Here is a 19,455-nt window from a genome sequence, read left to right on the forward strand (position 1 = left end):
TCTGCGGCGCTTGCGTCATTGCGAGGAGCGTCAGCGACGAAGCAACCCAGGGGCGGCCGAGCGCTACGCCCCACTGGGTGCTTCGCTGACGCTCGCAATGACGGCGCTGGCTATTGCAGTCGGACCGAGACGCTCTCGCTGGCGCCGGAGCCGTCGATCACGGAAATCCGCATGAAGCCCTTGCCCGAAGGCTGCCAGACCGCTTCGCGCCGGCGGGTCGGGCTCAGCACCGGCGTGCCGTCGACCAGCCAGGTATAGGGCGGCGCGCCGCCGGCCGCCTTCAGGTTGAGTTCGGCCCGGCCGTCAATGAGCGAGGCTGAAAGGTCGATCCTGGCGCCCTCGGGCGGGAAGGCGAGTTTCAGCGCCGGTGTCGCGATGGCGGCGATCGTCTTCGGCACATCCTGGCGCAAATGGCGCAGAGGCGGCGGCAGATTCGCGGTGGTGGCCACGATCGCATCCGGCGGCTGCGGGAAGGGGCGCGGGTCGATGCCGAGCCGGGCGAAGGCGTCGAACAGGATCGGCGCCGCGACGCTGCGGCCGACGAGTCCCGGCACGGCGCCGTTATCGGCCCGCCCGACCCAGACGCCGATCGTATGGCGGCGGTCGAAGCCCACTGCCCAGGCGTCGCGATAGCCATAGGAGGTGCCGGTCTTGTAGGCGATGCGCCCGGGCACGGCGTTGAGCGGCGGCGGTGCGCCCAGCAGCGTGTCGGCGACATACCAGGCGGCGACGGGCTCGACGAGGCGGGACGAGGGAATCGCCCCCTCCCGAGGCGAGGCCCTAACGCGCAGCGCCGGCACGTCGCCGCCGCGCGCGAGGCCGACGAAGAGGCGCGTCAGGTCCTGCAGGGTGATGCCGAGCCCGCCCAGCCCGACCGCGAGACCCGGCGCGCCGCCTTCCTTCGGCATCGCGACCGAGACGCCGGCATCGCGCAGCCGGGACAGGAAGCGCTGCGGCCCGAGCGCGGCGAGGAGTTCGACGGCCGGCACGTTCAGCGAAAGCTGGAGCGCCTTGCGGGCCGAGACCATGCCCTGGAAGGTCATGTCGAAATTCTCGGGGATATAGATGCCGTAGCGGGCCGGCCGGTCCTCCAGCATCGTCTCGGGATGGGCGATGCCGTTGTCGAAGGCGAGCGCATAGATGAAGGGCTTCAGCGCGGAGCCCGGCGAGCGCAGCGCCCGCGTCAGGTCGAGCGAGCCGGCGCGCTCGGCGGCGAAATAATCGACGCCGCCGACCGAGGCGCGCACCTCGCCGGTCTCGTTGTCGATGGCGAGGATCGCGATCGAGACCTGGGGTGCGAGGCCAAGGCTGCGTTCGCGGGCGAGGCTTTCGAGCGCCGTCTGCAGCCGCGCTTCGAGGCTGAGTTCGTGACGCCGCAGCGCTGGCGCCTCGGCCACCACCTGTTCGGCGACATGCGGGGCCAGATTGGGGAAGGGGCGGCGGGCGGTGGGGATCGCCTCCTCGCGCGCGGCCGCGACCTCGGAAGCCGTGGCGAGGCCCGCCCTCTCGACGCGGGCGAGCACGCGGTCGCGGGCCTTGCCGGCGGCTTCCGCTAAGCGGTCGGGCCGGCGCGTCTCGGGCGATTGCGGCAGGGCGACGAGCAGGGCCGCCTCGGCGGTGGAGAGTCGCCTCGGTTCCTTGCCGAAATATGCGAAGCTCGCGGCACGCACGCCTTCGAGGTTGCCGCCGAAGGGGGCAAGGGTCAGGTAGAGATCGAGAATCTGGCTCTTGGAGAGGCGGCGCTCCAGCTCGAGCGCACGCAGGGCCTGGCGAAGCTTGGCGGAGAGCGTGCGCTCCTCGCGCGGTTCGAGCAGGCGGGCGACCTGCATGGTCAGGGTCGAGCCGCCCGAGACAACGCGGCCATTCGCCAGCATCTGGGCGGCGGCGCGCAGCATCCCGAGCGGGTCGATGCCGGGATGCGCGTCGAAGCGCTTGTCCTCGAAGGCCTTGAGCATGGCGAGATAGCGCGGATCGACGTCGTCGACGCCGACCGGCAGCTTCCAGCGCCCATCCGCCGTGAGGAAGGGGCGCAGCAGCCTGCCCTCGCGGTCGAGCACGACGGTCGAGCGGTCGGAAGCGGCGGCGAGGTCGAGCGGGGGGAGGGCGCGGGCGTAGAGGGCGAGGGTGGCGGTCGCGGCGGTCGCAAGCAGCGCCACGGACGCGGCTGCAAGTTTCAGCTTGCGAAATCGGCGCGGCGCGAACCCCTCCCCCTTGTGGGGAGGGGTAGGGGTGGGGGTGGCAAAGGCGGGTTCGCCACCATTCGCCTCGCTGTCGGGCCGATCCGGCGCCGCGTCCTTCGGTCGCTCACCCAGCGGCGCGACCCCCACCCCCATCCCCTCCCCACAAGGGGGAGGGGTGGAGCCCCGGTGATTGCCGTTCGAGGTCAAGACGACTTCACCGCGCTGACGAAATATCCACCGTGCCGAAGGCGGTGCGGCCGAAGCGGTCCGGCCGGTACATGTCCTCGATCACGGCGGCGGGCGAAACATAGCGTCCCGGCGAGACGGCGCGGGCGATATAGGCGACCGTGTAGACCAGCTTCTGGTTGGTGCCGCCGGAACGCTCGAAGGCGGCGACATAGCGGTCGTCGCGCGCCTCGGTATGGACCGGGTAGACCTCCTGCTTCAGCCAGTCGAGGCCTGCGACCGAGGCGCCCTCGGTCAGGTTGGCGTTCTCGATCTCCAGCCCGGCGGGGACCGGATCGACCAGCAGCAGCCGGCCGAAATTGCTGGCGGATTCGGTCACCGTGAGCGCCACGACATAGCGCTCGTTCTGGCGCAGGCGCGCGGGATCGGCCCGCTCGCCCTTCATCGTGTAGATGACGCGGTCGAGGCCGAAGCCCTGGTTCAGCGCGGGCTCCGGGCCGGTCGGGATGCCGGAGACGGTGATCACAGCCTGGGCCGAGGCCGCGGCCGGGTTGGCGACGGTCAGCGGCCTGGCGTCCAGCGCCTCGGCGGAGATCGTCCGGTAGAACGGCCCTTTGCGCTCGGTGCCGTCCACCGTCAGCGCCATGCCCTCGGCGTCCTTCGCCATGGCCTGCGCCGCCAGTACCATCCACATCTGCTCCTGGGTCGAGGTGTAGCGGGCACTGTTGCGGACGTTGTCGAGGATCGCGGCGGCACGGGAGAGGTCGGCGCGCTCGCCGGAGGATTCGGCGATCAGCGCGAGGACGGCGGCGCCGTCGCGCAGGCGGGTGCCGTAGTCCGGCCGGGAGAGGCCGTCGTCGCGGGCCTCCTGCAGGCCGGCCAGTGCGCTGGTGAAGGCGGCCCGGCCGCGGCCGCGATCGCCCAGCGCCGAGAGCGCGGCACCGATCTGGGCGCGCGCCATCGGGGTTGCGAAGCTCGCCAGCTTGTTGTCGGCGAGATAGCGCAGATCGCCCATCACCGGCCGGCCGTTGCGGGCCAGCACATAAAGCGCATAGGCGATGCCGGCGGCCTCCTCCCTGGCGATCTCGCCGGTGTTGACGACCTGGTTGCGCAGCCGGTCGAGCGCCAGGTTGAAGGCGGTTTGCGGCACGGCGAACTGGCGCTCGCGCGCCCGGGTCAGGAAGTCGGTGGTGAAGGCGTCGAGCCAGAGGTCGTCGCCGCCGACGCTCCACAGGCCGAAGGAGCCGTTGGCACCCTGGCGCGTCAGCACGCGGTCGATGGCGTTCTGCACGCGCTCGTCGGCATTGCCGTCGATGGCGAGCTGCTCCAGCGAGGCGAGGCGGTTGACATGGAGCAGCGGCAGGGCGCGGCTGACCGTCTGCTCGGTGCAGCCATAGGGGTAGCGGTCGAGCGCCTTGAGCAGCGCCGGGACGTCGAGCGAGGCCAGCGGCGAGACCGAGACGGAGACCTGCCCCGAATTCGGCACGAGGTCGGCCATAAGGTCCGACGAGACGGTGATGGCGCCGCCATTGCCGGGCAGCGGCCGGACGATACGCCGGGCGATGGTCGCCGCCGAGGGCTGCACCCTGACGGCGAGGTTCTGCACGGTGCCGATCCCGCCCGGGCCGGTCACCCGCACGTCGAACTCGGCGCGGCCGAGGCCGGCTGCGGTCACGGGGATCGTGATCTGGCTCTTGGCGCCGGCGGCGAGCTGGATGGTGCGGCGCGTGGCGTCGGCCGCGACGAGCACGGGGCCACGCACGTCGAGATCGACGACATAGGGGCCTGCCGGGCCCTCGACATTGTCGATCTGGAGGTGGAAGCGCGACTGGTCGCCGATGGCGAGGAAGCGCGGCAGCGTCGCCTGCGCCACGATCTGGTCGCGGACGATCACGTCGGCGCTGGCCTGCCCGGTGCGCCCAGCCGACCAGGCGACGGCCATGACCCGCAGCGAGCCGTTGAAGGCCGGCACGTCGAATTCGACCTTCGCGACGCCGTCCGCGCCGACCTTGACCACGCCGGAATAGCGCGCGACCGGCTCCTGCGTCGGCTTCTCGCCCTCGAGCGCGGGCGCGGCGTCGCCGCCCGTCCGGATCGCGCCGCGCACGCCTTGCATGCCGTCGATCAGGTAGCCGTAGAGGTCCCGCAGATCATGGCCGATCTGGCGCTGGCCGAAGAAGAATTTGCTCGGATCGGGGCTTTCGAAGCGGGTCAGGTTGAGGATGCCGACATCGACGGCCGCGACCGTGACATAGGCCTCCTCGCCGGCGCTGGCGCCGGTGACCTTGACCGGGAGAGACAGCGTCGAGAGCGGCCGCACCAGGTTCGGCGCGCCGAGGTCGAGCGACAGCGTGCGGGCCTCCTTGCCGATCTGGAACCAGGACAGGCCGATGGCGCGGCCGGGAAGGCGCTGGGCGGCGGCGTCCATCGGGCGATGGGCGAGCACGACGAGATAGGCGCCGGCGCCCCATTCGGCCTTGACCGGGATGCTGGTGCTGATGCCGCCGGGCGCGATGTCGATGGTGCGGATGTCGGCGACGCGGTCGGTGACGACGGCCAGCGTCGCCTTGCCGGCGAAGCGCGGGTTGAGGCGGACCTGCAGGCTCTCGCCATCGGCATAGGCAGCCTTGTCGAGGGCGACGTCGAGCACGTCCGGCGTATCGGCGGTCTTGTCGGCCTCGTAGCCGACGCTGAACGACACCGAGGTCTCGGTCGCGTCCGGGCCGTCGGCGGCGACGTCGAGACGGTAATTGCCCCATTCGACCTGGGAGGCGATGCGGGCCGGGGCGCCTTCGGTCACCGCGATCTCGCCATCGGCGACGCGGCGGGTGGACTTGACGCCCTCATAGTTCCAGCGACCGTCCTGGAAGAACCACTGGTAGTTGCGGGTGACCTTGGAGAGCGTCCATTTCACGCCCGGCCGGGCGAGGCGCCGGCCGTCGCCATTGGCCATGATGACCTCGAAATTCGCGGTCTGGCCGTTGCCGAGCTCGCCGTCCTTGAACGCCTTCCTGACGCCGATGGCGGCGCCCTTCGGCACGATCGGCAGGGTAACGGAGCGGGCGATGGCGCGCCCGCCGGGCTCGCCGACGCGGATCGTCAGCTCGGCTTCGAGCGGGCGGTTGGTCTCGGGCTGCGCGACCGGGTTGGTCACCGTGACCTTGCCGGCGGCGTCGGTGACGGCGCTCTCCTCGAACTCCGACTGCACCGCCTCGAAGGCCTCGTCGGTGAGGCCGACCTGGTAGCCGGCGAAGCCGGGAATCGCGGACTGGCCGGCGGCGCGGATCGTCATCGAGCCCGTGACGTCGAGCGCGGAGCCCGGCGCGCCGTAGAGATAGCGCGCGGCGACGTCGATCTCGGCAGGCTCGCCGGCCTGCAGCACCGGCGCCTTCGGCGTCAGCGTCAGCTCGAGGCGCTCGGGGACATAGTCCTCGACGAGGAAGGAAACCTCGCCGATCGCCGGGCCCTTCGGATCGGCATAGGCCTGCACGCGCCAGGTGCCGGTTGCGGCGCCGGGCAGCAGCGGGATCGAATGGGCGCGGCCACCGGCGCCCTGGTCCTCGACCTGGCGGCGGCGATACTCGACGCCGTCGGGGCGCTTGACGACCAGCGTCAGGGCTAACCCGGTCACCGCGGTGCCGCGTGCATCGCGCAGCAGGCCGGTGAGGTAGACCGTCTCGCCGGAGCGATAGACGCCGCGCTCGGTGTAGAGATAGGCGTCGAGCCCGGCGGGCGCGACGCGCCCCTTGACGCCGCGATCCGAGAGATCGAACGCCGTCTGCTTCAGGTCGAGGAAGCCGTAATCCTCGGCCAGCGCCGCGGTGACGAGGCCCGGCGCATTGCCGCCCTGGCCCTTCGCCAGGCCGGCATCGAAGCGGGCATAGCCGTTGGCGTCGGAACGGATGGTCGCCAGGACCTCGTTGTTGCGGGCGATCAGGCGCAGCTCGGCGTTGGCGACGGGGGCGGCGCTGGCGAGCGAGCGCACCAGCACATGCACGCCGTCCGGCCCCGAGAAGGAGGTCAGGCCGAGGTCGGAGACGACGAACCACTGCGTCGCGCGGGTGGTGCCGTCGTCATAGTCGCCATCGCCGTCGGAGGTGGGCGCGGCTGGCCCCCCGCTCGGCTTGGCGAACATCACATAGACGCCGGGCTTGAGCGAGCCCACGGCCTCGAGCACCGGGAAGGCGGTGACGACATCCTTGTTGAGCTCGGACTTCACCTCCATCGAGCCGGTCCAGACGCTCTGGCCCTTGTCGGCGGAGATCCGGCTCGCCGACCAGGAGCCGAGCTGGCCGAGGAAATCGTCGGAATGGACGGAGTTGATCAGGTTGCGGTCGCCGATCCGCATCACCTCGAGGTCGAGGCGGTCGCTGTTGACCGAGACGACCGGGACACCCTGCTGGCCGGTGCGCGGCAGGACGTAGTTCTTGCCGGTGAAGCGCACGGAGGGCGTGCGGTCGCGGACATAGACCTCGTAATCGGCCGATTTCAGCAGCTGCTCGTCGGGAATGGCCGAGGGCACGCCCTGGCGGATGACGAAGGCGTAGCGCTCACCATGGCGCAGTCCGTCGACGCAGATCTGGCGGTCCTCGGCGCTGACGGCGAAGTCACCCTTGCCGCCGGAGACGGCGACGTAAGGGGCGAAATCGACGCGGCCGCGGGCGAGCGGCTCGGAGAACTGGAAGCAGGCACGCGGCGACGCTGCGTCGGCATCGACCTTGTTGCCGGTCAGCCGGAAGCCGCGCTGCTCGCGAAGCGCTTCATAGGCGGTGCGCAGCGAGGCGTTGTCGACGAGGTCGAGGCTCAGCCGATAGGTCGTCAGCGCCGGGCGCCAGAGCTCGTGGCGCTCGAACAGGCGGGCGAGGACGCCGAGCGAATTCGCCTCGTCGTTGCGGCCGGCGGAGCGCTGATAGGCGAGATAAGCGGCGCTGATCGCGCGCTCGCGCAATTCCCAGCGCTCGCGATAGTCGCGCGGCTCGATCGCGTTGGCGGCGCGCGCCATCAGGCGCCAGGCGGCGGCGTTGCCGGGCTCGGCGACGACGGCTGCATTGGCCTGGGGCAGGGCGGCGCGGGCATCACCGCGCGAGAGCGCCGCCTCGCCGGTCCGCACCAGATCGGCGGCGGAACGGGCGCCGGCCGTGACTTCCCGCTTCAGACGCTCCTCCAGCCTCTGCCCGTCGGCGGCGAGGTCGTTGCGGATATAGGCCTTCTGGGCGAGCGCCGGATGGGCCGCGAGGACAAGCCCGAGGAGGAGCGCGAAGGGGGCGAGCAGGGTCATCGTCGTTCCTCTACGTCGGGCCGGTTCGCCAGCCTCGCCGAGCGAGGCTTCAGGCCGATGACGGCGCGAGACGGGGCCGGCAGGCTATCACTGCGCCGCAGGCGTTCAAGTCATGCGAACGCAGGTCGTCCCATCCGGCTCGGCGGGTATGGCTACCGATATTCCGCGGCGATCGGCCCGTCGGCATCCCGCGGTTGCGGTGCGCCCCGTTCTGTCGCTCAATGCGCGCCGCCTTGCCTGCCTTGGAGAACGAATTTCATGCCGCGCGACGGTTTCCGCAATCTGCGAAGCGAGGGGCTTCGCGCCGCCGCACTGGCGCTCGCATTGCTCGGGGCCTCGGCCGCGGGTGCGCAGGCTCCCAATCCGCAGATGGCTGCGGCCCAGACGAGCTTCGACAGCCTGCCGGAGGCGGAGCGCAAGGCGATCCAGGCCGACCTGATCTGGGCCGGGCATTTCAACGGCGCCGTCAGCGGATCCTACGGGCCGCTGACCTTCCGCGCCATCAACGCGCTGAAGGCCGGGCTGAAGGGGGCGCCGGACGGCACGCTGAACCCGGCGGAGCGCAGGGCGCTGGCGCAATCGGCCGAGGCGGCGCGGACCGCGGCCGGCTTCCGGCTGATAGCAGACGAGAAGACCGGGGCGCGCATCGGCGTTCCGGAGCGTATCCTGCCGAAGCGCGACCTCGCGCCCTCGGGCAGCCGCTGGCAGAGCGGGGACGAGAAGATCACGCTCGACACCTCGGCGACGCCGCCGGGCGAGACGCTCGAGGCCGTGTTCGAGAAGGCGACGGCGCCGACGCCGAACAATCCCGGCCGCAAGATTACCTACAAGCTGCTACGGCCCGACTTCTTCGTGGTCACCGGCGAGACGCCGACCGGCAAGTTCTACCGCCGGCTGGCGGCCGGGCCGGAAGGGCTGCGCGGCTTCTCGATCGGCTACGACAAGGCGCTGGCGCCGAGCGTCGACAAGCTGGTGATCGCGATTGCGGCGAGCTTCGATCCGTTCCCGACCGGGGCGATGTCAGCCCCCTCCGCCGTCGCATCGGCTCCGGTCGCGGTGCCTACCACGGCGACTCCCGTGCGGGTGACCGAACGCTACGGCGTCGCGCTGGTGGTTGGGGAGAGGGTGGTTGTGACGGCGGCTCCGGCTGTCGAGAACTGTCGCTCGCTGCAAGTCGGTGGCCGCAATGCCAATGCTCGCGGGCCGGGCGAAGGCGGGCTCGTCCTGCTCGATCTCGAAGGCGGGCCGGCCCTGACGGCGATCGCGCCGCGCGCCGAGCCGCCGGCTGCGGGCGAGAGCCTTGTGCTGCTTGCCTTCGGCGCGGAGGGCGGCCGGCGCGCCGCCGTCGCCCTGTCGGGGCAGGGTGTGCGAATCGGCGAGAAGGCGGCGGTCTTCGCGCCGCTGCAGCCGGGACAGGCCGGCAGTCCCGTATTCGATCGCCAGGGCCGGCTTGCCGGCATCGTCACCGACAATCCGTCCGACAAGGTGCTCGTCGCCGGGGTCGCGCCGCAGCGGGCCTATGCGGTGGCCGGGGGATCGGTTTTGGGCGGCCTTCTGCCACGTGCCGGAGCGGCGGGGGCGCCTGCCGCAGCGGTTTCCGGAGTCGAGCTCAGCACGGGCGCCGTCGTCGAAAAGATTTCCGCGTCGGTGCTTCCGGTGAACTGCGGCCTGTAGAAATCGTACAAAGAGCAGTTGTCACTGCGGCGACAATCGGTTCAGATACGCCGTCTTCAAAGAGGGCCCCGTCATCGACGAGGAGCGCTCGATAACTAAATCGATTTAGGGAGAGAGAGCAGATGAACGACAGAATCAGCAGGCGTAGTGTGCTCGCGGGAGCGGCTGCGGCCGGCGCGGTAGGTTTGATCGCCAATCCGGCGATTGCGCAGGCAAAGTATCCTTCCCGGCCGGTGACGCTGGTCTGCCCCTGGGGCGCGGGTGGCGGCACGGATGCGGTGGTCCGCATCATCGCGGCGGTCCTCGAGAAGAACCTCGGACAGCCCTTCGCCGTGGTGAACCGCACCGGCGGTTCCGGCGTGGTCGGCCATTCCGCGATCGCGACAGCGGCGGCGGACGGCTACACGCTCGGCATCATCACCTCCGAAATCGCGATGATGCACCACCAGGGGCTGACCAAGCTGACCTATGCGGACTACACCCCGCTCGCCCTGATGAACGATGACCCGCCGGGCGTGCAGGTGAAGTTCGATTCGCCCTACAAGGACATCAAGGCGCTGGCCGACGCGATCAAGGCGGCGCCTCCCGGCAAGTTCAAGGCGTCCGGCACGGGGCAGGGCGGCATCTGGCATCTGGCGCTGATCGGCTGGCTGCAGGCTATGGGCCTGAAGCCAGACCATGTCGCCTGGGTGCCATCCAACGGCGCCGCACCGGGAATGCAGGACCTCGCCGCCGGCGGCGTCGACCTCGTCACCTGCTCGGTGCCGGAAGCGCGGGCCATGATCGATGCCGGCAAGGCGAAGTCGCTCGCCATCATGGCCGAGGCCCGCAATCCGCAGTTCAAGGACGTGCCGACGCTGAAGGAGAGCCTGAACATCGATTTCACGCTCGGCTCCTGGCGCGGCATCGGCGGCCCGAAGGGGTTGCCCGCCGACATCGCGAGCCTGCTCGCAGGCGAGTTGAAGAAGGTCTACGAATCCAAGGAGTACAAAGACTTCATGGAGTCGCGCGGCCTTTCGATGAAGTATGCCGACGCCGACGGCTTCGCCACCTTCATGGCCGGAAGCGACAAGTCGATGGGCGCTTTCATGAAGGCCGGCGGTCTCGCCAAGAGCTGATTTAGCCATCCATGGACGCCGGAGAAGCCTTGCTCTCCGGCGTCGTTTTTTTGATCTCTCGACAAAGAAGGAGGTTGCCGAAATGCAACTGTCCGACCGCATGACCGGTGGAGCGATAGCGACTCTCGGTGCGATGGCTTTCTTCTATGGCTCGCAATTGCCGCCAGTGCCGGGTCAGCAGGTCGGCCCCTCCGCCTTTCCAATGGTGGTCGGCGGTGGGCTCGTCCTCTGCGGCGTCCTGATCGCCATGGGCGTCGGCCGGCATTTCGAGGAGGTGGCCGAGGCCGATGTCGCGAGCCATTCGGCGCCCGAGTTGCTGGAGCCGCTGCCGGCCTGGCGGAACTGGCTGGCGCTGCTGCCGCCGGCGCTGATGATCTTCTATGCGCTCGTTTCCGAGCCGCTCGGCTTCCTGCTGACGTCGGCGATCATCGTGCTGGTCGGCGCCCTGGCCTTCGGCGCCCGGCTCAAGCTCGCCGTGCCGGTCGCCATCGTCGGGCCCTTCGTGATCAACTTCATCTTCCTCAAGCTGCTGCGCGTGCCCCTGCCGGGTGGCCTGCTGCCCTTTCCCTGGTGAGCGCACCGATCATGAGCGACCTCCTCCAGGCCTTCGGCCTCGTCTTCCAGACCGATGTGCTGATCGCCATCGCGGCTTCCGCCATCTATGGGTTGACGGTCGGGGCGATTCCCGGCCTCACCGCCACCATGGCGGTGGCGCTGCTCGTGCCGATCACCTTCTATCTGTCGCCGATCGCCGCGATCGCCACGATCATCACCGCGTCCGCCATGGCGATCTTCGCGGGCGACATCCCGGGCTGCCTCCTGCGCATTCCGGGCACGCCCGCATCGGCCGCCTATACGGACGACGCCTATCAGATGACCCGGAAGGGGCAGGCGGAGACCGCGCTCGGCATCTGCCTTTGGTTTTCGGCGCTCGGCGGCATCTTCGGCACCTTCGCCGTGACGCTGATTGCCCCGGCGCTGGCCGAGATGGCGCTCTCCTTCTCGACCTATGAGAATTTCTGGCTGGCGATGCTGGGCCTGATGTGCGCGACGCTCGTGGCGCGCTCCTCGCCGATCAAGGCGATCGCGGCGATGCTGCTGGGGCTGCTGATCACCTGCATCGGCATCAACAATCCGGGCGGCGTGGCGCGCTTCACCCTCGGCTCCACCGATCTGCTCGGCGGCATCGAGCCGATCCCGGCGCTGATCGGTGTCTTCGCCCTTTCGGAGGTGATGCGCGCCCTCACCGAACGCGAGCCGCCGAAGATGGAGGATCGCCGCCTCGGCTCGATCCTCGCGGGCCAGTGGGCTCTCACCAAGAAATATCCGAAGCAGCAGGCGCGCGGCAACGTCACCGGCATCCTCGTCGGCGTGCTGCCGGGCGTCGGCGCCGACATGGCGGCCTGGGCCAGCTATGCCATCTCCAAGCGCTTCTCCAAGACGCCCGAGAAGTTCGGTACCGGCCATCCCGAAGGGTTGATCGAGGCCGGCGCCTCCAACAATGCCTCGCTGGCCTCGAGCTGGGTGCCCGCACTGCTCTTCGCCATTCCCGGCGACACCATCACCGCCATCGCGATCGGCGTGCTCTACATGAAGGGCCTGAACCCGGGCCCGGCGCTGTTCACCGAGCAGGCGTCGAGCATGTACGCCCTCTACATCATCTTCGTCATCGCCAACCTGATCATGATCCCGCTGGGCATCGTCGCGATCCGGCTGTCGAGCCGGATGGTCCGAGCCCCGCGCTCCGCGGTGATGCCGCTCATTCTGGTCTTCTGCGCGGTCGGCGGCTTCGCTACGGCGGGCAACAACCTCTTCGCGGTCTGGTGTGTCATGGTCTTCGGCGTCGTCGGCTTCCTGATGGAGAAGAACGGCTATCCGGTCGCGGCGATGGTGCTGGGTATCGTCATGGGCACGATGGTGGAGCAGAACTTCGTGACCTCGCTGATCAAGTCGGACGGCTCGCTCGTGCCCTTCTTCAGCCGGCCGGTGGCGAGCGTGCTCGCCGCGATGACCTTCGCCGCTCTGCTCTGGCCGGTGTTCTCCTGGGGCCTGCAGAAATTGCGGGGCCGCCGGGTGGTCACTGCCTGACGGGAAGCGCGTCGCGGCGTTCCCGGGCGCCTCAGCGCTTGAGGAACGCGGCGAAGGCCGCCTGCGCTTCGTCGGAGCGCAGGCGCTCGTCGAAATGCCGCGCCTCGGTCGCGATCGCGTCGGCGATGGCGGCGGCTTGGCCGCGCTTCAGCAATTGCTTCGTGAGCGCGATCGATTGCGGGGGCAGGGCGGCCAGAGCCTTCGCCTTGTCGAGGGCTGTCCCAAGCGCGGCGCCCTGGGCGACCACGCCGTTGAGCAATCCGGCTTCCCGCGCGATCTCGGACCCGAAGGCCTCCGCCAGCATCAGCAGTTCGGAGGCCCGCTTGGAGCCCGCGGCGAGCGGCAGCAGATAGCTCGACGCGCCTTCCGGGCAGAGCCCGAGTGCAGCGAAGGGCATGCGGAAGGTCGAGCCCTCGCCGGCATAGGCGAGGTCGCAATGCAGCAGCATCGTCGTGCCGATGCCGACCGCGAAACCCTCGACCGCCGCGACGATGGGCTTCGTCGCCGTCGAGATCGTCGTCAGGAAGTCCATGGCGACGCGGGCTCCCTCAAGCGCCGAGGTCGCGAAGTCGCGGATGTCGTTGCCGCTGGTGAAGCAGCCGCCGGTCCCGGTGACGACGATGGCGCGGGTCTGCGCATCGGCCTCGGCGGCGGCGAAGGCCGCGATCAGGCCGCGATAGCTGGCCTGGTCGAGCGCATTCTTGCGCTCGGGGCGGTTCATCGTGATCTGGGTGACGCCGGGCGCGACGGCCTCGGTCAGAATGGCAGCGGTCATCGGCGTTTCCCTGTCCCTGCGGCCTTTGGTCGTCCGTTCGTCGCAGCCTTGCCGCGGCGCCGATCGGGGCTCGAGCCTGTCCTCTCCGCAGGCTTGGCATGGTGCTTCCGCGGGGGTCAAGCGGCAGCGGCGGCGCCCTGCGGGGCCGTTCCCGTCGTGGGCTCCGGCTTGACAAAGACTGGTCCGGGGCCTTCCTCCTTGGCCCGAAATCGACCGGGCCGATGGCGCCGGCAAAGCAGGGATATGCGCCGATGGAGACCGTGCGGCTCGCCCGTCATGGCGAGGTTGCGATCGCGACGATCGACAATCCTCCGGTCAATGCGCTCGGCCAGGCCCTGCGCACCGATCTCGCCCGGACCATTGCGGAGGCGGGCGCCGATCCGGCTGTTTCGGCCATCGTCATCGCCGCGACCGGGCGGGCCTTCATCGCCGGCGCCGACATCGGCGAATTCGGCAAGCCGCCGGTGCCGCCTCTCCTGCCGGACTTGATCGACGCCATCGAGTCGTGCCCGAAGCCGGTCGTCGCGGCGATCCAGGGCGCGGCGCTGGGCGGCGGGCTTGAGGTGGCGCTCGCCTGCCATGGCCGAGTGGCCTCCGCTGCGGCGGTGCTCGGCTTGCCCGAGATCAAGCTCGGCCTGATCCCCGGCGCCGGCGGCACGCAGCGCCTGCCGCGCCTGATCGGTGCCGCGAAGGCCTTTCCGATGATCCTCTCCGGCGAGCCGGTCGCGGCTGGCAAGGCGCTGGAACTCGGCATCGTCGACGAGGTGACGGCTGGCGATGTCGTGGCCGCGGCGGTCGCTTATGCACGAGCCCTGGCGGCGAAGGGGGCGCCGGCGCGCCTCCGCGACAGGACGGACCGCCTGACGGCGGCCGATCGCGAAGCGTTCGAGGTGTTGGCGGCTGACGCCACAAAAAAATCCGGCGACATGCCGAATGCGATGGCGCTGATCGAGGCGGTGCGCGCGGCCCACTCCCTGCCCTTCACTGAGGGGCTTGCGAAGGAGCGCGCCTTGTTCACCGCGCTGGTCGCCGATCCGCGTTCGAAGGCGCTCCGGCACGTCTTCTTCGCCGAGCGCGAGATCGCCCGCATTCCCGGCATCGGCAGCGAGGTGAAGCCGCGACTGGTCTCGCGCGCGGCCGTGATCGGCGCCGGCACGATGGGCGGCGGCATCGCGATGAGCTTCGCCAATGCCGGCATCCCGGTGACGCTGATCGAGCAGCAGCAGGCGCAGGTCGACAACGGCATGAACCGCATCGCGGCGATCTACGAGATGTCGGTGACGCGAGGCTCGCTGACGCCGCAGAAGCGCGACGAACGCCTGGCGCTGATCACGCCTGCGGTCGGGCTCGCCGCTGCTGCCGAGGCCGACATCGTGATCGAGGCTGCCTTCGAGGAGATGAGCGTCAAGCAGCAGATCTTCTCCGAACTCGACGCCGTCGCGAAGCCCGGTGCCATCCTGGCCAGCAACACCTCCTATCTCGACATCCCGACCATCGCCGCCGCCACGACGCGGCCGCAGGATGTGCTGGGCATGCATTTCTTCAGCCCGGCCAACGTCATGAAGCTGCTCGAGGTGGTGCGGCCGGACGGTGTCGCCGACGATGCCGTGGTCACGGCGGTGGCGCTCGGGCGCAGGCTCGGGAAGGTGCCGGTCGTGGTCGGCAACGGCTTCGGCTTCGTCGGCAACCGCATGCTGGAGGCGCGCACGCGGGCAACCGAGCGGCTGCTGGTCGCGGGCGCTCTGCCGCATGAGGTCGATACGGCGCTGACCGGCTTCGGCTTCAAGATGGGCCCCTGCGCGATGGCCGATCTTGCCGGCAACGACATCGGCTGGCGCTCGCGCAAATCACGCGGCAAGACCGCGGCCGTGGCCGATGCAATCTGCGAGGCCGGCTGGTTCGGCCAGAAGACCGGGCGCGGCTATTTCCTTTATCCCGAGGGTGCCCGCACCGGGCAGCGCGACCCGGAGGTCGAGGCGCTGATCGGCCGGATCTCGCAGGAGCAGGGCGTGACGCGGCGCAGCTTTACGACCGAGGAGATCCTGTCGCGGCTGCTCGATCCAATGGTCAACGAGGGCGCTCGCATCCTGGAGGAGGGGATCGCGGCCCGTCCGGGCGACATCGATGTGATCTGGCTCAATGGCTACAACTGGCCGGCCTGGCGCGGCGGGCCGATGCATTGGGCTGATACGGTCGGGCTCGATGTCATCGCCCGGCGGCTCGAAGCGCAGGCGGCGGAGACGGGCGACAGGTCGCTCGAACCGGCGCCTTTGCTCAGGAAGCTCGCGGCGGAGGGCAAGGGGTTCGCCGATCTGAAGGCGAAGGCCGCCTGAAGCTAGCCCGGCGTAGCCGTCCTCACCGGCGCCATTGTCACGTCGCTGCGACCCGGCATAGCTTCGCTGCAGCGCCGCAACGCGGCTTCGGAGAATCGGCCGTGGCCTCTGGATTGTTCGCGCTGCTCGACGATGTCGCCGGCATCGCCAAGGTCGCGGCCGCCTCGGTGGACGATGTCGTGGCGCAGGCCACCAAGGCCGGCACCAAGGCCGCCGGCATCGTCATCGACGACGCCGCGGTGACACCGCGCTATGCCGTCGGCTTTGCGGCGTCGCGCGAATTGCCGATCATCTGGCGCATCGCCGTCGGCTCGCTCCGCAACAAGCTGCTCTTCCTGCTGCCGGGTGCGCTGATCCTGGCCCTCTTCGCGCCCTGGCTGATCACGCCGCTGCTGATGGCTGGCGGTGTCTATCTCTGTTTCGAGGGCGCCGAGAAGATTCTCGAACTCGTTATGCCCCATGCCACCGCGACACCGGCGGAGGCCGGGCAGGCCGCGCTCGACCCGAAGCTGCTCGAGGAGCAGAAGATCGCCGGGGCAATCAAGACCGATTTCATCCTCTCGGCCGAGATCATGGCAATTACGCTCTCGACCGTGGCGGACGCGTCCTTCTGGATGCAGGCCGTGGTTCTGGCGGTGGTCGGCATCGGCATCACCGCGGTCGTCTATGGCGCGGTCGCACTGATCGTGAAGGCGGACGATGCCGGCGTGGCACTGGCGCGGCAGCGCTTCGCGCCCGTGCGCTTGCTTGGGCGCGGGCTCGTCATCGGCATGCCGCACTTCCTGACGGCGCTCGGCGCCGTCGGCACGGCGGCGATGCTCTGGGTCGGCGGCGGCATCATCATCCATGGGCTGGAGGTGTTCGGGCTTACCGCGATCGGCCATGCCAGTCATGCGATTGCCGCTGCCGCTGGCAACGCGCTGCCGACGCTGGGCGGAGCGATCGAATGGCTGACCGGAGCGGTCCTTTCGGCCGTTTTCGGGCTGGTTGTCGGCGGCATCGCTATCGTCGCGATGCATTATCTGGTCGAGCCGGTGCTGAAGAGCATGCACCGCCGCTGACTTTTCCGGATATCGTCCGGACACGCCGCGTCATCCCGGACAAGCCGCGCAGCGGCGCAGATCCGGGATCCATCGGAGGGCTTCGGAACCCTGCCATGGATACCGGCGCTCCGCTTCGCTACGGCCGGGATGACGGCGCGTTTCCGAGGATCAAGGGAACTCGCCGAAGCCTGTTCAGTCGAGCCAGGTGGTGAAGTTCTCCACCGGCTCGCGCTCGGGCACGAGCCCGTTCTGGGGCGCGTCGGGGTCGGCGCGGCCGATAGCGATGCCGCAGACCACCACCTCGTCTTCGGGAATAGCGAGCTCGCGCCGCACCACTGGATGGTAGCGCGCGAAGATCGCCTGCGGGCAGGATTGCAGGCCGTTGCCCTGCGCGGCCACCAGCAGACTCTGCACGAACATGCCGAGATCGAGCCAGGAGCCGATCTCCAGATCGCGGTCGACGGTGAGCATGAGCGCGACGGGAGCGCCGAAGAAGCGCAGGTTTGCGGCGGTCTGCCGCTTCATCCCTGCGGTGTCGCCTTTCGTCACGCCGAGCAGGCCGTAGAGATCCCAGCCGACCTTGCGGCGCCGCGACAGATAGGGCTCGCGGAAGGTCTGCGGGTAGTATCGGTATTCCTCCTCCGTCGGCAGCTCGGGCGAATCCAGCGCTGCGATCAAGGCATGCTCCAGCCGCTCGCGCGTCTGTGGGCCGATCACCCGGAGTTTCCAGGGCTGCATGTTGGTGCCGCTCGGAGCCTGGGCGGCGACCTCGATCAGCCGGCGGATGAGCGCCGGATCGACCGGATCCGGCAGAAAGGCGCGGATGGCGCGGCGGGATGTGATCGCGTGCTCGACGGCATGGGCGTTGGTCATTCGGCCTTTGTCCTGTCAACGCCATTCCGGTCGCAGCGAACCGGAGCGGCGCCGCTGCGCGGCGTCTCCGAAATGACGAGGGACGATGTCACCCCGCCTTGTTACGCGTGTCGAGAAACGCGGCGTGCTCCTCGACCAAACCGCCGGCCAAAGCCTTGGCGATCAGCGCGCGGGTGTTGGCGATGCCGTAGATCGCCGCGAAGGAACCGAAGCGCGGACCCTGGTCCTCGCCGAACATCACCTGGTAGATCGCCTTCCACCACTCGCCGGAGACGCCGGGCCGCTCGGGCGTCGCGTTCTTGGCGGTGAGGTTCTGGTAGCGCGGGATCGCGCGGGCGACGTCCAGCGCGGTGTCCTGCACCGTCTCGGCGCTGGCGTCGGCCGGAAGGGCGGCCAGCGCTGCGTCAAGCGCGGTGAAGGCCTGCGCTTCCGTCTCGTCGGCGAGGCGGTAGTTCTTCGCCGGCTTCACGAAGTCGCGGAAATAGGCGATTGCGTAGCCGACGAGCGCATCGAGCCGCGGATGGGTTTGCGGCGAGATGCCCGGCGCATAGCGCTGGAGGAAGCCCCAGAGCACGGCCTTGTCCTCGGAATTTGCGACCGCAACGAGGTTCATCAGCAGGCCGAAGGTGATCTGCGCGCGGGCCGCGTTCTCGCCCTCGCCGGTGGCGATGATCTCCGGAGCCGGCGGCTCGCCATGATGCAGGTGCCAGACCGGGTTGCCGAGGCGGTTCTTCCAGTCCTGCCGCTCATAGCCGCCGAGGAACTGCAGATACTCGTCGACCGCGCGCGGGATGACGTCGAAATGCAGCTTCTTGGCCTCGCGCGGGCGCTGGAACATGTAGAGCGCCAGGCTCTCCTGCGGGCCGTATTCGAGCCATTCCTCGATGGTCAGGCCGTTGCCCTTGGACTTCGAGATCTTCTGGCCTTGCTCGTCGAGAAAGAGCTCGTAGTTGAAGCCCTCCGGCGGCGCGGCATCGAGCGCGCGCGCGATCTGCGAGGAGACCTTGACCGAGTCGATCAGGTCCTTGCCGGCCATCTCGTAGTCGATGCCGAGCGCGACCCAGCGCATCGCCCAGTCGGGCTTCCACTGCAGCTTGACGTTGCCGCCGGTCACGGGCGTGACGAAGCGCTCGCCCGTCGCCGGGTCGGCCCAGGCGATGGTGCCGGCCTCGACGTCGCGCGCCTCGATCGGCACCTGCATGACGACGCGCGTCTTCGGGTGGATCGGCAGGAAGGGCGAATAGGTCGCGGCGCGCTCCTCGCGCAGCGTCGGCAACATGATCTTCATGATGGCGTCGTAGCGCGCCAGCATCTTGAGCAAGGTCGCGTCGAACTCGCCCGCACGGTAGCTGTCGGTCGAGGACTTGAACTCGTAGTCGAAGCCGAATTGGTCGAGGAAAGCGCGCAGCCGTGCATTGTTGTGCCGGCCGAACGAGTCATGCGTGCCGAAGGGGTCGGGCACCTCGGTCAGCGGCTTGCCGAGTGCGGCCGCCAGCAGCTCCTTGTTCGGGACGTTGTCGGGCACCTTGCGCAGGCCGTCGAGATCGTCCGAGAAGGCGATCAGCCGGGTGGGGACGGTGCCATCTGTCAGCACCTGAAAGGCGTGGCGGACCATCGAGGTGCGCGCGACCTCGCCGAAGGTGCCGATATGCGGCAGGCCCGACGGGCCGTAGCCGGTCTCGAAGACGACCTCTTTCTTGCCCGATTTTTCGATCCGCGCGACGAGCTTGCGAGCTTCCTCGAACGGCCAGGCGGCCGAACGCTGGGCGGCGTCCACAAGGGCGGGGTCGAAAACGGGCATTTGGGGTGGTGTCCTCTCCGGCATTGGGCGATTGGATCTTCAACAGAAAGTTGATCGGGGCGTTTCGCAGATTGCGAAGGGCTGCGTCAATGCAGCTCATGTCCCG

11 protein-coding genes are annotated in these 19,455 nt (G+C 69.4%); 6 read left to right on the forward strand and 5 right to left on the reverse strand.

Features of this window, described 5'->3' with window-relative positions; genetic code table 11:
• Nucleotides 1-110: 110 nt before the first annotated feature.
• Together pbpC and ASE63_RS13020 are read right to left on the reverse strand one after the other, a co-directional pair.
• Entirely contained in the window at nt 111-2,156 is a 2,046-nt protein-coding gene (gene pbpC, locus ASE63_RS13015) for a penicillin-binding protein 1C (protein ID WP_244491390.1), read from the reverse strand.
• A gap of 238 nt (nt 2,157-2,394) precedes the next feature.
• Entirely contained in the window at nt 2,395-7,644 is a 5,250-nt protein-coding gene (locus ASE63_RS13020) for an MG2 domain-containing protein (RefSeq protein ID WP_056801571.1), read from the reverse strand.
• A 258-nt stretch (nt 7,645-7,902) separates the two neighbouring features.
• Between ASE63_RS13020 and ASE63_RS13025 the strand changes: the two genes are divergently transcribed.
• The 4 genes from ASE63_RS13025 to ASE63_RS13040 all read left to right on the forward strand — a co-directional run bounded on the left by ASE63_RS13025 (nt 7,903) and on the right by ASE63_RS13040 (nt 12,524).
• Nucleotides 7,903-9,318: a serine protease gene (locus tag ASE63_RS13025; protein WP_056801573.1), complete on the forward strand. Its 1,416-nt coding sequence runs from the start codon at nt 7,903-7,905 to the stop codon at nt 9,316-9,318.
• A 122-nt stretch (nt 9,319-9,440) separates the two neighbouring features.
• Nucleotides 9,441-10,436 carry a tripartite tricarboxylate transporter substrate binding protein gene (locus tag ASE63_RS13030; protein WP_056801576.1) on the forward strand — a complete coding sequence of 332 codons (996 nt, stop codon included), beginning with the start codon at nt 9,441-9,443 and terminating at the stop codon, nt 10,434-10,436.
• A gap of 82 nt (nt 10,437-10,518) precedes the next feature.
• Nucleotides 10,519-11,010: a tripartite tricarboxylate transporter TctB family protein gene (locus ASE63_RS13035; RefSeq protein ID WP_056801577.1), complete on the forward strand. Its 492-nt coding sequence runs from the start codon at nt 10,519-10,521 to the stop codon at nt 11,008-11,010.
• A gap of 8 nt (nt 11,011-11,018) precedes the next feature.
• Nucleotides 11,019-12,524, forward strand: coding sequence for a tripartite tricarboxylate transporter permease (locus tag ASE63_RS13040; RefSeq protein WP_056801787.1), 1,506 nt, complete (start codon nt 11,019-11,021; stop codon nt 12,522-12,524).
• Between the two features lie 31 nt (nt 12,525-12,555).
• Here the strand turns inward: ASE63_RS13040 and ASE63_RS13045 are convergent, their stop codons facing one another.
• Nucleotides 12,556-13,299: an enoyl-CoA hydratase-related protein gene (locus ASE63_RS13045; protein WP_056801579.1), complete on the reverse strand. Its 744-nt coding sequence runs from the start codon at nt 13,297-13,299 to the stop codon at nt 12,556-12,558.
• A 251-nt stretch (nt 13,300-13,550) separates the two neighbouring features.
• On the opposite strand from ASE63_RS13045, the gene ASE63_RS13050 reads away from it, so the two are divergent.
• Both ASE63_RS13050 and ASE63_RS13055 read left to right on the forward strand, forming a co-directional pair.
• Nucleotides 13,551-15,632 (forward strand): 3-hydroxyacyl-CoA dehydrogenase NAD-binding domain-containing protein, encoded by a 2,082-nt coding sequence (locus ASE63_RS13050; protein WP_056801789.1) that lies wholly within the window; start codon nt 13,551-13,553, stop codon nt 15,630-15,632.
• Nucleotides 15,633-15,733: 101 nt separating this feature from the next.
• Complete coding sequence (locus ASE63_RS13055; RefSeq protein ID WP_056801581.1) at nt 15,734-16,693, forward strand: DUF808 domain-containing protein; 960 nt, start codon at nt 15,734-15,736, stop codon at nt 16,691-16,693.
• Nucleotides 16,694-16,867: 174 nt separating this feature from the next.
• On the opposite strand, the gene ASE63_RS13060 is transcribed toward ASE63_RS13055, so the two are convergent.
• Together ASE63_RS13060 and ASE63_RS13065 are read right to left on the reverse strand one after the other, a co-directional pair.
• Nucleotides 16,868-17,548 carry a nitroreductase gene (locus ASE63_RS13060; protein WP_056801588.1) on the reverse strand — a complete coding sequence of 227 codons (681 nt, stop codon included), beginning with the start codon at nt 17,546-17,548 and terminating at the stop codon, nt 16,868-16,870.
• Nucleotides 17,549-17,636: 88 nt separating this feature from the next.
• A complete protein-coding gene (locus ASE63_RS13065; RefSeq protein WP_056801590.1) occupies nt 17,637-19,349 on the reverse strand; it encodes a lysine--tRNA ligase in 1,713 nt (570 codons plus the stop codon).
• Nucleotides 19,350-19,455 lie beyond the last annotated feature (106 nt).

Source organism: Allobosea sp. Root381 (genome assembly GCF_001429395.1).
In the GTDB taxonomy this organism is placed as follows: domain Bacteria; phylum Pseudomonadota; class Alphaproteobacteria; order Rhizobiales; family Beijerinckiaceae; genus Allobosea.

Excerpts from the sequence above, each read along its gene's own strand:
- ASE63_RS13025 (WP_056801573.1), top strand. The coding sequence starts at position 7,903 with ATGCCGCGCGACGGTTTCCGCAATCTGCGAAGCGAGGGGCTTCGCGCC.
- ASE63_RS13065 (WP_056801590.1), bottom strand. The coding sequence starts at position 19,349 with ATGCCCGTTTTCGACCCCGCCCTTGTGGACGCCGCCCAGCGTTCGGCC.
- ASE63_RS13030 (WP_056801576.1), top strand. The coding sequence starts at position 9,441 with ATGAACGACAGAATCAGCAGGCGTAGTGTGCTCGCGGGAGCGGCTGCG.
- ASE63_RS13020 (WP_056801571.1), bottom strand. The coding sequence starts at position 7,644 with ATGACCCTGCTCGCCCCCTTCGCGCTCCTCCTCGGGCTTGTCCTCGCG.
- ASE63_RS13050 (WP_056801789.1), top strand. The coding sequence starts at position 13,551 with ATGGAGACCGTGCGGCTCGCCCGTCATGGCGAGGTTGCGATCGCGACG.
- ASE63_RS13060 (WP_056801588.1), bottom strand. The coding sequence starts at position 17,548 with ATGACCAACGCCCATGCCGTCGAGCACGCGATCACATCCCGCCGCGCC.
- ASE63_RS13035 (WP_056801577.1), top strand. The coding sequence starts at position 10,519 with ATGCAACTGTCCGACCGCATGACCGGTGGAGCGATAGCGACTCTCGGT.
- ASE63_RS13045 (WP_056801579.1), bottom strand. The coding sequence starts at position 13,299 with ATGACCGCTGCCATTCTGACCGAGGCCGTCGCGCCCGGCGTCACCCAG.